The organism is Nesterenkonia halotolerans, from assembly GCF_014874065.1.
Classification (GTDB): domain Bacteria; phylum Actinomycetota; class Actinomycetes; order Actinomycetales; family Micrococcaceae; genus Nesterenkonia; species Nesterenkonia halotolerans.
Genome location: NZ_JADBEE010000001.1, coordinates 49,827 through 64,728 on the forward strand (window position 1 = coordinate 49,827; position 14,902 = coordinate 64,728).

Genomic DNA, 14,902 nt, shown 5'->3' on the forward strand with positions numbered 1-14,902 from the left:
GGTCTCGACACCCATTCGAAACTATGTTCGAATAGCTTCATGAGGTGGCAGGGACAGGCAGTGCAGGAGAGCGACGGCGCCGCGCTCATTCCGCTCAAGGGTTTGATGCGTTCCGTGCGCACCCCAGAATTCGAGGGCGTGACCTTCCATGAGGTGGCAGCGAAGACCGCGCTGAACAAGGTGCCCGGGCAGTCGAACATGCCCTTCTCCTGGACGGTGAACCCCACCCGGGGGTGCCTCCACCAGTGTGTGTACTGCCTGAGTCCCGAGACGCTGATCCTGATGGCAAACGGCAGGCAGAAGCTGCTCCGCGAGGTCGCGGTCGGTGACCGCGTGGTCGGAACCCAGTTGGACGGCAAGTATCGGCGCTTCGTGGAGTCCGAGGTGCAGGCGAAATGGGGTACGGAGAAGCCAGCATTCCGGGTGACGCTGCGCGACGGCACAGAGATCGTGGCGAGCGGGGACCACCGGTTCCTGACCGATCGGGGGTGGAAGTACGTCACGTCTCCGGAGTCCTCGACTGAGAGAAGCGGCCAGCGGCCTTATCTGACGGTGAACAACAGGATGATGGGCTTCGGTCTCGGCATGGCACCTGAGGCCTACGAAGCACCTCGCGAGACGGATCAGTACCGTCGTGGCTACCTTACGGGGATGATTCGCGGAGACGGGATGCTGGTCGATCGGACCTACCTGCGCTCATCGACCGGTAAGCCATACCGAGTGACGATCTTTCGGCTCGCGCTCAAAGATGAACAGGCGCTGATTCGCAGCAAGGAGTATTTGGAACTCGAGGGTATTGGTACTGTTCTCAAGCCGTATGTCACGGCCGGACTGACGAGGCCTATGCAGGCCATATATACCTCAACTCGGGCGAATCATCGTGCCATCACCGAGATGATCGAATGGCCGGACGACCCCTGCCTTGAATGGCGAAAGGGGTACTTGGCGGGGTTCTTTGACGCCGAGGGTTCGTACTCGCAGGGTGCACTCAGGTTCACGAACTCAGATGCAAAAATGCTGTCCCATGGACATGCCGCTCTGGAAGCGCTGGACCTGGACGGTGTTGTGGAACCCGCCAACGCCCGAGGGATCGCAGCACTAAGGATCCGTGGAGGTCGGGCAGCCCACAGGCGCTTTTTCCATAGCGTGGCTCCGAGCATCGACCGTAAACTAAACATTCTCGGCGGCGCTCTGAAGTCTTCGAGCGATTTGGGTGTCACCAGTATCGAGCCGCTCGATGGAGTCCAGAAGCTGATCGATATCACCACGAGCACAGGCGACTTCATCGCAAATGGAGTGGTCAGTCACAACTGCTTCGCGCGGAAGACGCACGAGTATCTGGACCTCGACGCCGGTCGGGACTTCGATACGCAGATCATCGTGAAGACCAATGTGGCTCAGGTGCTCCGGGCCGAGCTGAACCGCCACTCCTGGAAGCGCGAGCACGTGGCGCTGGGAACCAACACCGATCCCTATCAGCGTGCCGAAGGCAGATATCAGCTGATGCCCGGGATCATCAGGGCGCTGGCCGATTCCGGGACTCCGTTCTCGATCCTGACCAAGGGGCCCCTGCTCAAAAGGGATCTGCCGCTGCTCCAGGAGGCCGCCCAGCAGGTGCCGGTGTCCGTCGCGGTCTCACTGGCGGTGCTGGATCCAGAGCTGCAGCAGAAGGTTGAGCCGGGCACCCCGGATCCGCGTGCTCGGCTCAACCTCATCCGATCCATCACCGATGCTGGGCTGGACTGTTCCGTGCTGGCGATGCCGATTCTGCCCTGGCTCACCGACGGCGACGAGCGAATCAACGCTCTTCACGCCGCGCTGGCCGAAGCAGGAGCCAGCTACGTGACCACCGGCGCGCTGCATCTTCGCCCGGGTGCTCGGGAATGGTTCATGCAGTGGCTGGCGCGGGAGTACCCCGGCCTGTTGGGCAAATATCGCCGCATCTATGGGGGTGGCTCGTATGCCTCCAAGGACTACCGGCACTGGCTCGCGGATTCGGCACGGGCGGCGCGGCGTCGCCATGGGTTCGACAAGCCGACGGATCTGATGTGGCGCGAGCGCAGCGATCCTGACTCCACGCTGTCTGAGGCTCTAGGGAGTGGTCAGGGCGCCCTTGATGCCGCCTCCGCCCCTGCGCAGCCGGCGCTGTTCTGAGCACCTCTGCTCTAGGGTGGTTCTACTGAGCAACTAATGTTGCGCATGGGGCAACGCCTCGGCCACGACGACGTCCAGGAGCGCCATGACCTTCACCCACGCCGAAACCTTCACCACCCGACCCACCCTTGAGGGGCACTTCGGGATGAGCGCGTCCACACACTGGCTCGCCACAGCGTCGGCTCAAGCAGTCTTGGAGCGCGGGGGCAACGCGTTCGACGCCGCCGTGGCCGCAGGGTTCGTGCTGCACGTGGTGGAGCCACACCTCAATGGCCCGGGCGGAGACATGGTGGGAATCTTCGCCACAGCCCAGGATCCTGCTTCGCCCCAGGTGCTGATGGGCCAGGGCCCGGCACCCGCGGGAGCCAGCATTCGGCACTTCCGAGATCTCGGACTGGACAGCGTCCCCGGAGCTGGGGCCCTCGCCGCGGCGATACCGGCCGCCGTCGACGCCTGGTTGGTGCTCCTGCGCGATCACGGCACCTGGGAGCTCAGTGACGTGCTCGAGTTCGCGATCGGATACGCGGAGGACGGCCATGCGATCCTTCCCGGGGCAGTCAAGGCGATCCGCGCCGTCGCTCAGCTCTTCACCGAGCACTGGCCCTCCTCTGCCAAGCTCTGGATGCCCGGCGGACGGGTGCCTGAACCGGGTCAGATCATGAGGAACCCGGAATACGCAGGTGTCCTGCGTGAGCTCATCGGCGCGGGAGACGAGTCCGAGAATCGGGTGCAGCGGATCGAGGCAGCCCGAGTCGAGTGGAAGACAGGACCAGCTGCGCAGGCCACGGAGGCATTCGTGCGAACCCCTCACCGGCATTCCGACGGGGGTGACTATGCGGGAGTGATCACTGCCCAGGACTTTGCTTCCCACCAGGCAGGTTACGAACCGCCGGTCTCCATCGAATTCCGTGGCCACACGATTGCCAAGTCCGGTCCGTGGGGTCAGGGTCCCGCGCTGCTGCAGACGCTCAAGATTCTTGAGGGGTACCCGGACGAACAGCTCGACCCGGGGAGTGAGACCGGCGCCCACCTGATTCTGGAGGCCCAGAAACTGGCCCTGGCAGATCGGGACACCTACTACGGGGACACCGGGGTAAACCTGGAGCACCTGCTCTCCATGGAGTACGCAGCCCAGCGGCGGAAGCAGATCGGCGATCGTGCTTCTGTCGAGTTCCGTCCGGGTGAGGTCCCCGGTGCGGACAAGGTGTTCCCGCCCTTGGTGGACGCGCGTGAGGCGACCAGCGGAGTCGGTGCGGGAGAGCCCACGGTGTCGAGGGCGGGGGAGACGAAGGGTGACACCTGTCATCTCGACGTGGTGGACCGCTGGGGCAACATCGTCTCCGCGACGCCCTCGGGTGGGTGGCTGCAGTCATCACCGACGATCCCCGGGCTGGGCTTTTGCCTGGGCACCCGGCTGCAGATGACCTGGCTCGATGAGCGCTCACCCTCGCGGCTGGAGCCTGGACGGCGCCCGCGCACCACGCTGACCCCAACGCTCGTCCTTCGGGCCGGGGAGCCCGTCATGGCGTTGGGCACTCCTGGCGGGGATCAGCAGGACCAGTGGCAGCTGCCGATGCTGCTGCGCATGCTCATCGGCAGACATACCGCCCAGCAGGCCATTGATGCTCCCACCCTGCACACGACGTCGATGCCAGGGTCCTTCTGGCCGCGCGCCTGGGAGCCAGGCGGGGCGGTCGTGGAGGATCGTCTCGGTGAGGCGGTCATCGCCGGACTGCGCGCCCGCGGCCACCGCGTGACTCTGGCGGGGGACTGGGCGCTCGGGCGGCTCTCCTGCGTGACTCGGGATCCCAAGAGCGGGCGACTGGGTGCCGCCGCGAATGCCCGTGGAGCGCAGGGCTACGCCGCAGGACGGTGAACTCGGCAGACCTCCAGCGGCTGCGGGGCCTGCTCGCCGCGCAGTTTGAGAGGATGAGCGCATGACAGTCATCAAGATCAACGCGATCACGGTCCCTGAGAACTCCGGCGACGAACTGGGCAAGAGGTTCGCTGCGCGCCGCGACTCCATGGTCGGGACGTCCGGATTCGAAGGCTTCGAACTGCTCCAGCCCACCGATGAGCGAACCACCTGGCTGGTCATCACGCGCTGGGCCACCGAGGAGGACTTCGAGAACTGGCGAACCTCGCAGGACTTTCAGAAGTCCCACGGTTCCGGGGAGCGAGAGGCTCCCTCCGGTGAGCAGTCGAAGAAGCCCGTGGGCATGTCCGCCGAGCTCTGGAGCTACACCGTCTCCGTGACCGGCTAGGTGGAACCGTCGCCGTGCTGGTAATCTAAATCGGTCAGTTGCTCGAGGAACCAGCTTCCTCGAATTGCAGAGCTGGCGGGCCTCCGTAGCTCAGGGGATAGAGCGTTGGTTTCCGGTACCAAAGGTCGTGGGTTCGATTCCCGCCGGGGGCACAGTACGAGGTAAAAGGGTCCGCATTCTTGCTTCTGCAGGGATGCGGACCTTTTTGTGTCCGCTTTTGGCGGCCCCGAAACCGGCTCGGTGTCTCCAGTTGGTGAGTTCCTCAAGGCCCAGTCGTGGGGCGGGCGTCCACGGACGGTACATGACCACAAGAAAGCCCGTCTGGGACAACTCACCAGACGGGCCGCGCTAGTCCTCAGGGGGAGGGCTAGGTGATCTACGTTACACCAGAGAGTGCCCGGCCGCACCTGGCCACTGGATTCCCGACGAGTGATTGTTCTTCTTGTGCACTCATCCGGTTGCGAGAGTTCGGTTCGGCGTCGAGGGTTTTTCCTGGGTCAGGAAAAGTGAAGCCCCGCCCAGGAAGCGTCCTGGACGGGGCCACGCACGTTGCAGCTAGTCAGTACGCCTGGTTGGCTCCGTACTCGGCCTGTTCCTGCGTGTAACCTTCGAATACGAGCTGGTCGATCAAGCCCTGAAGCGAGAAGGAGCTGTACTCCAGGTATGACTCTGCCGAGCGGACGGCCTGCTCATTCCAGTCGGCGTCCACATTTTCTACGGCATACTCAGCCTCTTCGGTGGAGTAACCTTCAAACTCCAGTTGTTCAACGAGGCCCGAGCGGGAGAAGCCAGAGAAGCTGAGGTAAGACTCGGCAGACGCGAGCGCGTTGTCCTGTCCGCTGCTGGTCTCCGGAGCTTCCTCTTCGACCTCTTCCGCTAGATCTTCTTCGGTCCGATCTGCTTCCTCCTCGACAGCCTCGGGCTCTTCCTCTGCTGCACTTTCAGAGGGTTCGGCACCGGCAGACTCTTCAGGTTCCGAGGAGCTCTCCGTCTGCTCGGTAGTCGCCGAATCCTGGTTCTGCATCTCCTCGTCCACGGCGCTGAAGAACGCACTTGCGATGAGGAATCCAATGATTGCCACGACGACAGCAATGGCGCCCGTGATGATGCCGGCGAGGCCCTGTCCGCGCCCGCGGCGCTTGATAAACGCCACGATGCCCAGGATCACAGCCAGCGGACCAAGCAGGAAGCTGACTGCAGCGATCACGGGGATGAAGGCGAGCACCAGGGCGACGATACCCAGCACCATTGCAGCGATGCCCAGTCCCTTTCCAGGGGCAGGAGAAGACTGCTGATCTGGATAGGGGGGCTGATTATATGTTGGTGTAGACATGATTCCCCTCAGGTGTGAATGAACGAGCCTTCAATACTGCCTTATGAAGGGGTTTCTTGCCAGGGGTGTCCGAGCTAACGGTAATGAGAAATTGGTATCTGATGCCACGTGTTCATGGTGCATCCGTGCGTTCTGACAGCCCTCGCATTGGAATGAAGGAGGCGACCTATACAGACAGTGACTCTGGATCAAATAATCGACGCGGCGGTGCAAACCGATTAAGTCCGCTCGGCTAATCCCATCACCACTCTTGGTGTGGCTTGAGATAGGGAACTCCCTGGATTCCAGCGCGTTCCGCTCGGTAGGCAACCTCAGCGAGGTGCCGACCCTGCGCGAGGCTAACCTGCGTCCACCGCGCGTGACTGCGGGACTGCACAGGCTCAGTACGCCACAGCGAAGCGCTCATTCCGGTGCTTGGGCTTCTCCACCTCGTCGATGAACGCGATGCCCAGGTCCGCTCCGGAGAGGTCGGAATTGCCGGCGTCGTCGTTGATCAGCACATCGCTGCCGGTGCGGTACGTTCCCTTGCGCTCGCCCGGGTTATAGCCGCCGAAGCCAGCGGCAGGGCTGATGTAGAACCACTCCAGCGACTCATCGGCAGCTCGCAGATCCTCGAGCACCTCGATCATCTCGATGGACTCGGGCTTGAACTCAGCGGGGAAGGCGTCGGTGTCAATCAGCCGTGGGCCGTCTTCGGAAACCTTCAGCGAGCCGGCGCCGCCGAGCACGCCCACCCGCACGCCATGCTGAGCCGCGAGCGGGATCAGGACAGCGGCCACCTGGATCACCTTGCCGAGCATCTCACCGCGCGGCGCCAGCGACAGGAGCACCACATCCGTCTTGGAGACCAGGTCTGTGAGCAGCTCCCGGCTCGTCGCATCGCCGGTCACGTAGTTCACGCCCTCAATCGGGTTCTCCGGTGCGTGACGAGAGACGGCGACGACGTCGTGGCCACGGGACGCAGCCTCGGCAGCAATGTGTGAGCCTGCGTAGCCTGTGCCGCCCAGAACCGTGATGTGTGACATGTGATGCTCCTTCGATCGGTCGTCAGTGGCGCCGGCGTGCTGCCGGCGCATCTGGTCACTGACAACACGAATCGACTCGCATCACTTCCCGGCCGCCGGGTGCTTTCGCTAGCTGCGCGAGGAAGCGGACAACACCTCCTCCAGCCGCACATAGCTGGTCTCCATGCCGTCGGTCATCCCGGTGTTCAGGATCATGTCCCGGACCTCCGCGTTCGGATAAGTGATGACCAGCGTGAGCAAGGTGCCGCCGTCGATCGGTCGCAGCGTCTGTTCGTTGAGGTTCGGTTCCCCGGGGACGCCCTCCATGGACTCCGTGGTGACTTCGCGGTGGGGTTCGTCCAGCTCCTTGAGCTCGCCGTACAGCGCGAAGCCATCCGAGCCGTCCTCTTCCTTCTCCCAGGCGAAGCGGTAGGAGTCCCCGACCTTATGCGCGACCTGGCAGTCCGACATCCGCCAACCGTCCGGTCCCAGCAGCCATCTGCGCAGCAGCTCCGGATCACGGTGGGCCTGCCGAACCTGTTCCGGCGTGCCTCGAATGATGCGCGTGAACCGCACCTGGGTCTCGCTGAGCACCTGGGTCTCGACCCCCTTGCCGCTTGCGAAGAAGGAGAGGTCCTCCAGCACCTCGTCGATCTGCCCCATGGCAGCGCTCATGCCCTCTTCCATGCCCATCTCGATCAGCTGCTGGTAGTCCGCAGCGGAGTTGAACCATGTGGTGGTGGTGACGCGCGCGCCGTCGGACGTCTCATCGAAGGTCAGCCGCATCCGCATGTTGGGCATCTCCTGGCTTGGCGCCCAGTGCTCGTCCGCGAAGCCGTCCGTGACTTCAAAAGAGCGTCCAGGGTCCACTGCGAGAAACTCCCAGTAGCCCGCCGACCGGGTCCCGTCCGGGCCGGTCATCCAATAGTGGGAGCGCCCCCCGGGAAACAGATCGTGCCGGGAGAACGTGGCGGGCCACTCGGGTGGCCCCCAGAACTTCTCCAGCTGGCGCGGGTCCGCGTAGGCGTCCCAGAGCCGCTGGACCGTGACCGGAAAATCGGCGACCACGGTCATGGTCAGTGCATCGCTGTCCTTGGTGACTGAGGTGATGGGCATGTCGGGCCTTCTTCGTCTCTGTGCTGCTCACGGCTTACTGGTTGGATCGCCTGGGCCTTCCTCCAGGAGGGCGTCCAGGCGAGAGATGCGGCCACGCCAGATGAGTTCGAAGTCATCCAGCAGAGTCTGGGCCGCGCGAAGAGTGTCGGGGTTTCCGCGAACCAGCCGTTCACGCCCCTGTTGGCGCTTGATGACCAGATCGGCGGCTTCAAGGACGCTGACGTGCTTCTGCACGGCGGCGAAGGACATCTCGTAGAGCGCCGCCAGGGCGGAGACCGTGGCCTCTTCACCCAGCGTGCGTCTCACGATGTCCCTGCGGGTGGCGTCGGCCAGCGCCCGGAAGATCCGGTCCACCTGGGTGTCACCGTAGGTCGGAGACTGACCATGATGCATAACCATTTGGTTGTACATTAGGCCTGCGCCTGCCCCGGGTCAAGGGTTCTCGAGTGACCCGTTCTGTAAATCTTGAGATTCTCGGCGCAGGATCTCCAGCGCGGCGGCCACCAGTGGATCAGCCGCGTGATCCTGCCTGACATGCGCCACGATTCGGCGCGTCACGGCGGGGTTGCGCAGCGGGCGCAGCACGGTTCCGGAGGGGAGGTCGCGCAGCGCCAGGTGGGGGAGGACGGTGATCCCCAGTCCGGCAGCCACCAGTGCGAGCGCCGCAGTGTGGTCATCGAGCCGGGCGGCGAACTGGGGCACGAAGCCAGCCGCCTGGCAAGCGGTTCGGATCATGCGCCCATTGGGGCTGTCTTTGATGTCATGATCGACCCACATCTGGTCCGCGAGCTGGTGGACCTCCACGACCTCCGTCGCGCAGAGCGGGTGACCGGCAGGCAGGACGACGGCGAAGTCCTCGTCCCGCAAGCGGTGGCGCAGGTAGCCCTCGAAATGCTCTTCTGGTTCCAGCGGGGACTCATTGCGGATGTCGATGTCCACCGCATTGCTGGTCTTTTCGGTATAGGGCTCATTGAGGCTGATCTGCACCGTCAACTCCGGTTCGCTGGACCGAAGAGTGGCCACCACGCGAGGAAGCCACTCCTTGGCCGCCGAAGTGAAGCTGGCGATCACCAGATGCTGGGAGTGTCCATGACGCAGGCTCTGCACGAGGCGGTCCAGTTCGTCGAGCCCCTGAAGGACGCCGGTGCTGCCCTCTGCCAGAGACAGGCCAGCCTGGGTCGGGCGAAGTCCCCGTCCGGTGCGTTCAAACAGCGTCAGTCCCGTCTCCTGGCTGAGCGTGTTCATGTGCTGACTCACAGTGGCAGGGGAGTAGTGCAGACTGCGTGCAGCGCCCTGGATGGAGCCGGTGGCGATGACTGATTGCAGCACGCGCAACCGGTGGGGATTCAACATGCGACCAGTATGCCGCGGATTCGGCAGTGACGAACAGTCGTTAGGTTTTATCTGCTTGTTCTGACTAGTCGTCTCGATCAGGATGGATGCATGACGCTCTCCAGCTACCTCGCTCTGCTCGCCGTGTCTGCAGTCCTGGCGGTCACCCCGGGCCAGGACACGATGCTTTCTCTGCGCAACGCGCTCGTGTCTCGCCGCGCGGGACTGGGTGCGGCCACCGGATCCTCCGTGGCGGCACTGGTGTGGGCGGCGCTCGCGGCCACGGGTCTGGCGACGCTGTTTCAGGCGTCACCGATCGCTTATGAACTGCTGAGCCTGATCGGCGGGCTCTACGTCATCTTCCTCGGGGTGCGGGCCATGCGCAGCGCCCGGATTCTGCTCAAGTCCCGCGTGCGCACGACGGCAGGCGTTCCCGCCCTGGTGGGCGGACCCTATGACCCGCAGGCGCCCGAGGTTGCCCCGGGAGGCTCCGGCGCGGGTGGGGCGAGCGGCTCGAGCGGCTCGGGTGGCACCTCCGGTTCGCGCGGCGCGGCCGCCGCACAGCCGCGAGCCCGGCGCGGCGCGACGACCTTCCGCGGCACGTTCCTGATCGGACTGGCCAGCTGCATGACCAACCCCAAGGTGGGCCTGTTCTTCCTGGCTCTCTTCCCCCAGTTCACGCCGGTCGGAGCGTCACCGGCCTTCGCGATCGGTGTGCTGGGCGGAACCGTCGCGATGAGCATGCTGATCTTCCTGGTCGGCGTCGTCCTGCTGGTCGATGCGGCGAATACCTGGCTCTCCAATCCGGTTGTCACCGGGCGGATCGAGATGGGCAGCGGCGTGATCCTCGCCGGGCTGGGCATCTACCTCAGCGTCACCGGAGTGCTGGGCCTTCTCGCCTGACATCAGATCCATTGGGCAGAAATCGTCGTTCTGGGGCGCCGTCGCGCGGTTATTCCGACGATTCTCGCCCAACAGATGATCGGGACGGGCGAATGAGGCCGATGGGGCATACCCCGTAGACTGTTCCGGTGACTCCTGAAGAACTCTCCGCCGTTGTCAAGAGCGTGCTCGCCGAAGCTGTCGAAGCCGGTGAGCTGAGCGTCGACCTCCCCGAGACCGTCGTCGTCGAACGCCCTAAGAATCGCGAGCACGGGGACTGGTCCACCGCGATCTCCCTGCAGCTGGCCAAGAAGGCCGGCATGGCCCCGCGCCAGTTCGCCGAGATCCTCGCCGCACGCCTGGAACAGGTCTCCGGCGTGGAGCGCATCGAGATCGCGGGTCCCGGGTTCATCAACATCACGGTGGAGGCCGCCGCCGCGGGTCTGCTGGCGCGCACCATCGTGGAGGCCGGGGACACCTTCGGGCACAACGATGCCCTGGCCGGGCGCACGGTCAACATCGAGTTCGTCTCGGCGAACCCGACCGGGCCGCTGCACATCGGGCACACCCGCTGGGCCGCCCTGGGCGATGCCATCGGTCGGCTGCTGCGGGCCTCGGGAGCCGAGGTCGCCAACGAGTACTACATCAACGACGCCGGCAATCAGATGAACGTCTTCGGCCACTCGGTGCTCTCCCGGATCCATGGGGAGGACGTGCCGCAGGGCGGCTACCCCGGCGCCTATGTGATCGAGCTGGCCGAGGAGATCCTCGCCGCCCGCCCGGACGTCAAGGACATGCCGCGAGAGGAAGCGCTGCCGATCGTGCGGGAACTGGGCTATCAGGCGCAGATGGGCCAGATCAAGGACACCCTGGAAGCCTTCGGGGTCCACTTCGATGTCTTCTTCTCCGAGCAGTCCCTGCATGCCGACGGCAAGGTTGCCACCGCCATCGAGACGCTGCGCGAGCAGGGTCACATCGAGGACCGCGACGGCGCCGTCTGGCTGCGCACCTCGGACTTCGGCGATGACAAGGACCGGGTGCTCTTCAAGGCCGACGGCGAGCCCACCTACTTCGCCGCCGACGCCGCCTACTACCTCTCCAAGCGCGAGCGTGGCTTCACCGAGAAGATCTACCTCCTCGGCGCGGATCACCACGGCTATGTCTCCCGGCTCAAGGCCATTGCGGCCTGCGCCGGAGACGATCCCCAGCGCAACATCGAGGTGCTGATCGGGCAGCTCATGTCGATCCGGGGCGCCAAGCTCTCCAAGCGCGCCGGCAACATCATCGAACTCAGCGACCTGATCAACTGGCTGGGCACCGATGCGCTGCGCTACACGCTGGCCCGCTTCCCGGCCGATTCCCCGATCGACGTGGACCCTGAGCTGCTGCAGTCGCGGACCAACGACAACCCGGTGTTCTACGTCCAGTACGCCCACGCCCGCTCTCGCAACGCGGCCCGCAACGCCGAGGCTGCCGGCGTGGACCGTGAATCCTTCGACGCCGGACTGCTGACCCATGAGACCGAGGAGGAGCTGCTCTCCCAGCTGGGCCGCTTCACCTCCGTGGTGGCCTCCGCCGCAGAGCTGCGCGAACCGCACCGGGTCGCCCGCTACCTGGAGTCGCTGGCAAGCGCCTATCACGGCTGGTACGCCGTCTGCCGCGTCGCGCCGAGCGTCAGCCCCGACGGCGTCCAGGATCCTGTCACCGACCTCAATCGCACCCGGCTCTGGCTCAATGACGCCACCGCCCAGGTGCTGCGCAACGGTCTGGCGCTGCTCGGCGTCACCGCACCCGAAAGGATGTGAGCCGCCATCACCCCTGACCTGCCCTCCACGGACACCACCTCCTCCACACCCCTGCGCAAGCATCCGCTGGCTCCCGCCTGGCTCAGCCCTCGCCGGGACACCGATGACCTCGAGGCCGCGCTGTTCCCGGCGGACACCCATCGCGACGTCGAAGGGCGCCTGGTCATCAGTGGGGCGGACGTCGAGACCCTGGCCCAGCAGCACGGCACCCCGCTGTATGTGCTCTCCGAGGCAGATTTTCGCGCCCGCGCCCGCAGCTTCCGGGAGGCCTTCGCTGCGGCCTTCGCCCCCGAGACGGAGGTCGACGTCTTCTATGCCGGCAAGGCCTTCCTGAGCACCCACGTGGCGCGCTGGGCGACCCAAGAGGGACTCTGCGTCGATACCGCCTCCGGTGGCGAACTCGCGCTGGCACTGGCCGGGGGAGTGCCGCCGCAGCACATCGGCCTCCATGGAAACAACAAGTCCGACGGCGAGATCCAGCGCGCGCTGGATGCCGGCATCGGGCGAATCATCGCCGACTCCCTCGACGAGCTCGAGCGCATCTCCGCCCTCGCGGTCGCCGCCGGAACGCGTGCCCCGGTGATGCTTCGACTCACACCCGGGGTCCACGCCTCGACCCATGAGTACATCGCCACCGCGCACGAGGACCAGAAGTTCGGGCTCTCGCTCACGCCGGCCCTGGACCTGGAAGACGCCGAGGCCAGCGCGCCCGAGCCGGGAGAGACCAACCCCTATCTCGGCTCCCCGGCCTGGACCGCCGCGACCCGCGCACTTCAGCTTCCCGGCGTCGAGCTGCGCGGGCTCCATGCCCACATCGGCTCACAGATCTTCGAGCCCACCGGATTCGAACTGGCAGCGAGCAAGCTGATCAGCTTCCTGGCGAGTCTGCGGACCACTTACGGGGTCGAGCTTCCCGAGCTGGACCTCGGCGGCGGCCACGGCATCGCCTATACCGAGGCCGACGCGCCCCGGCACCCCGAAGCGATCGCCGAGGCGCTGGCCGCCACGGTGAAGCAGGCCTGCGCCGCGGAGGACCTCCGCGTGCCTCGGATCTCCATCGAGCCCGGCCGCGCCATCGTCGGGCCGGCCGGAGTCACCCTCTACCGCGTGGGCGTGCAGAAGAACGTGCCGGTCGAAGCCCCCGACGGATCGACCACCTCACGGCGCTATGTCGCCGTGGACGGCGGCATGAGCGACAACGCCCGCGGGGTCCTCTACGACGCCGAGTATTCCGCCGTGCTGGCCGGCCGTCGCGTGACCGGAGAACACGCACTGTCTCGCATCGTGGGCAAACACTGCGAGTCGGGCGACATCGTGGTGCGAAACGTATACTTGCCGACGGCGACGGCCCGGGATGATCTCCTTGCCGTTCCCGCCACCGGAGCGTATTGCCACTCGCTGTCGAGCAACTACAACTACCTGACTCGACCAGCCGTGGTCGCCGTGCACAACGGCGAATCCCAGGTGCTCATCCGCCGGGAGACCGAGCAGGACATGCTCGGGCGCGACACCGGCTTTGCCGCCGACTGAGACACAGCACGCGCAGACCGCCGGGGACCGTGCAGGCACAAGAGATTGAGGTCAAGATGTCCAACTCGAGCACCAGCGTCGAGCCGCTGAAGATCGGGCTGCTCGGCGCAGGGAATGTGGGCGCCCAGGTGGCACGCACCCTTGTCGAGGAGCGCGAGCTCATCTCCTCCCGCGTGGGCGCGCCGATCAAGCTGATCGGAGTCGCGGTCCGCGATGTGCAGGCCCCGCGTGACTGGAAGATCCCCGGCGAGCTGCTGACCACCGATGCCGAGGCGCTGGTGGACGAGGCGGACATGATCATCGAGCTCATGGGCGGCCTCGAGCCCGCCGGCGCACTGGTGGAACGCGCGCTGCGCGCCGGGACCGCCGTGGTCACCGGCAACAAGGCGCTGCTCGCGGTCCGCGGGGGAGAGCTCAGCCAGTTCGCCGCCGAATCCGGCGCGCTGCTGCGCTTCGAAGCCTCTGTGGGCGGCGCGATCCCGATCCTGCGCCCGATCCAGGAATCGCTCTCCGGTGACCGCATCACCAAGGTGATGGGCATCGTCAACGGCACCACCAACTACATCCTCGACCAGATGGACTCCACGGGAGCAGCCTTCGACGACGCGCTGGCCGAGGCTCAGCGCCTGGGCTACGCCGAGTCCGATCCCACGGCCGATGTCGAAGGTCACGACGCCGCCGCGAAGGCGGCGATCCTCGGCGCACTGGCCTTCCATGCCCCGTTCAGCATCGACGACGTCTACTGCGAGGGCATCACTGCGGTGTCCGCAGCCGATATCGAGGCCGCCGCCGCCTCCGGCTATGTGATCAAGCTGCTGGCCATCGTGGAGAAGAACGACGACGGCGCGATCCTCCGCGTCCATCCCACCCTGCTGCCCCGCACCCATCCGCTCTCGAGCGTGCGCGGCGCGTTCAACGCCGTCTTCGTGGTGGCCGAGAACGCCGGAGAGCTGATGTTCTACGGCCAGGGGGCGGGCGGTCTGCCCACCTCCTCGGCGATCATGGGAGACGTGGTCTCCGTGGCACGCCGCCTGCACAGCGGTCCGGAGCATCCCGCCTCCACCGACAGCAACGGTGATTGGCAGAGCGTCCGCGCGCTGCCCGTGGACGATGCGCGCACCCAGTACTACATCGACATGGAGGTCGCCGATCGCGAAGGCGTGATCGCTGAAGTGGCCCGCGTGCTGGCGGATCACCACGTCTCCATCGAGTCCATGCGCCAGCACGGCAGCGTCTCGATCGACGGCGAAGTCACCGCCGACACCGCGCGAGTTCGCGGCGCCGTCGTGCAGATCGTCACCCACCTGGCACGGGAGAAGGACCTCCACGACACCGTGGTCACGCTGAAGGAACTCGACGTGGTCCGCGCGGTGAACTCGGTGCTTCGCGTCGAGGTGGAACAGTAGTCCCAGGCACCGCCGCGCGGTACCGAGCAGAACCCAGAGGCGGCCCAGACCGGCGCCGCCAGGACACCGGCAGCAC

General features: G+C 65.6%; 12 protein-coding genes and 1 tRNA gene. 8 read left to right on the forward strand and 5 right to left on the reverse strand.

Features of this window, described 5'->3' with window-relative positions; translation table 11 throughout:
- Positions 1 to 39 precede the first annotated feature (39 nt).
- The 4 genes from H4W26_RS00255 (at position 40) to H4W26_RS00270 (ending at position 4,570) form a co-directional block, all read left to right on the forward strand.
- Positions 40 to 2,154, forward strand: coding sequence for an intein-containing Rv2578c family radical SAM protein (locus H4W26_RS00255; RefSeq protein WP_192590209.1), 2,115 nt, complete (start codon positions 40 to 42; stop codon positions 2,152 to 2,154).
- Between the two features lie 85 nt (positions 2,155 to 2,239).
- Positions 2,240 to 4,030, forward strand: coding sequence for a gamma-glutamyltransferase family protein (locus H4W26_RS00260; protein WP_192590210.1), 1,791 nt, complete (start codon positions 2,240 to 2,242; stop codon positions 4,028 to 4,030).
- Between the two features lie 61 nt (positions 4,031 to 4,091).
- On the forward strand, positions 4,092 to 4,418 hold the full coding sequence (locus tag H4W26_RS00265) for an antibiotic biosynthesis monooxygenase family protein (RefSeq protein WP_192590211.1): 327 nt from the start codon (positions 4,092 to 4,094) through the stop codon (positions 4,416 to 4,418).
- Positions 4,419 to 4,497: 79 nt separating this feature from the next.
- A tRNA-Arg gene (locus H4W26_RS00270) sits at positions 4,498 to 4,570 on the forward strand.
- Between the two features lie 407 nt (positions 4,571 to 4,977).
- On the opposite strand, the gene H4W26_RS13575 is transcribed toward H4W26_RS00270, so the two are convergent.
- From H4W26_RS13575 to H4W26_RS00295, 5 genes are all read right to left on the reverse strand, one after another.
- Positions 4,978 to 5,751: an Ltp family lipoprotein gene (locus tag H4W26_RS13575; RefSeq protein ID WP_225939539.1), complete on the reverse strand. Its 774-nt coding sequence runs from the start codon at positions 5,749 to 5,751 to the stop codon at positions 4,978 to 4,980.
- Between the two features lie 380 nt (positions 5,752 to 6,131).
- A complete protein-coding gene (locus H4W26_RS00280) occupies positions 6,132 to 6,776 on the reverse strand; it encodes an NAD(P)-dependent oxidoreductase (RefSeq protein ID WP_192590212.1) in 645 nt (214 codons plus the stop codon).
- Positions 6,777 to 6,884: 108 nt separating this feature from the next.
- Positions 6,885 to 7,871: an SRPBCC family protein gene (locus H4W26_RS00285; protein WP_192590213.1), complete on the reverse strand. Its 987-nt coding sequence runs from the start codon at positions 7,869 to 7,871 to the stop codon at positions 6,885 to 6,887.
- A gap of 27 nt (positions 7,872 to 7,898) precedes the next feature.
- Positions 7,899 to 8,270, reverse strand: a complete 372-nt coding sequence (locus tag H4W26_RS00290) for an ArsR/SmtB family transcription factor (RefSeq protein ID WP_225939540.1) — start codon at positions 8,268 to 8,270, stop codon at positions 7,899 to 7,901.
- 33 nt (positions 8,271 to 8,303) lie between these two features.
- The gene (locus tag H4W26_RS00295) at positions 8,304 to 9,224 is read right to left on the reverse strand and encodes a LysR family transcriptional regulator (RefSeq protein WP_192590215.1); all 921 of its coding nucleotides are present in this window, start codon (positions 9,222 to 9,224) and stop codon (positions 8,304 to 8,306) included.
- A gap of 90 nt (positions 9,225 to 9,314) precedes the next feature.
- On the opposite strand from H4W26_RS00295, the gene H4W26_RS00300 reads away from it, so the two are divergent.
- From H4W26_RS00300 to H4W26_RS00315, 4 genes are all read left to right on the forward strand, one after another.
- Positions 9,315 to 10,106, forward strand: coding sequence for a LysE family translocator (locus tag H4W26_RS00300; protein WP_192590216.1), 792 nt, complete (start codon positions 9,315 to 9,317; stop codon positions 10,104 to 10,106).
- Positions 10,107 to 10,234: 128 nt separating this feature from the next.
- A complete protein-coding gene (argS, locus tag H4W26_RS00305) occupies positions 10,235 to 11,890 on the forward strand; it encodes an arginine--tRNA ligase (protein ID WP_192590217.1) in 1,656 nt (551 codons plus the stop codon).
- 18 nt (positions 11,891 to 11,908) lie between these two features.
- On the forward strand, positions 11,909 to 13,420 hold the full coding sequence (locus tag H4W26_RS00310) for a diaminopimelate decarboxylase family protein (RefSeq protein WP_225939682.1): 1,512 nt from the start codon (positions 11,909 to 11,911) through the stop codon (positions 13,418 to 13,420).
- A 56-nt stretch (positions 13,421 to 13,476) separates the two neighbouring features.
- Positions 13,477 to 14,826, forward strand: coding sequence for a homoserine dehydrogenase (locus H4W26_RS00315; RefSeq protein ID WP_192590218.1), 1,350 nt, complete (start codon positions 13,477 to 13,479; stop codon positions 14,824 to 14,826).
- Positions 14,827 to 14,902: the final 76 nt, after the last annotated feature.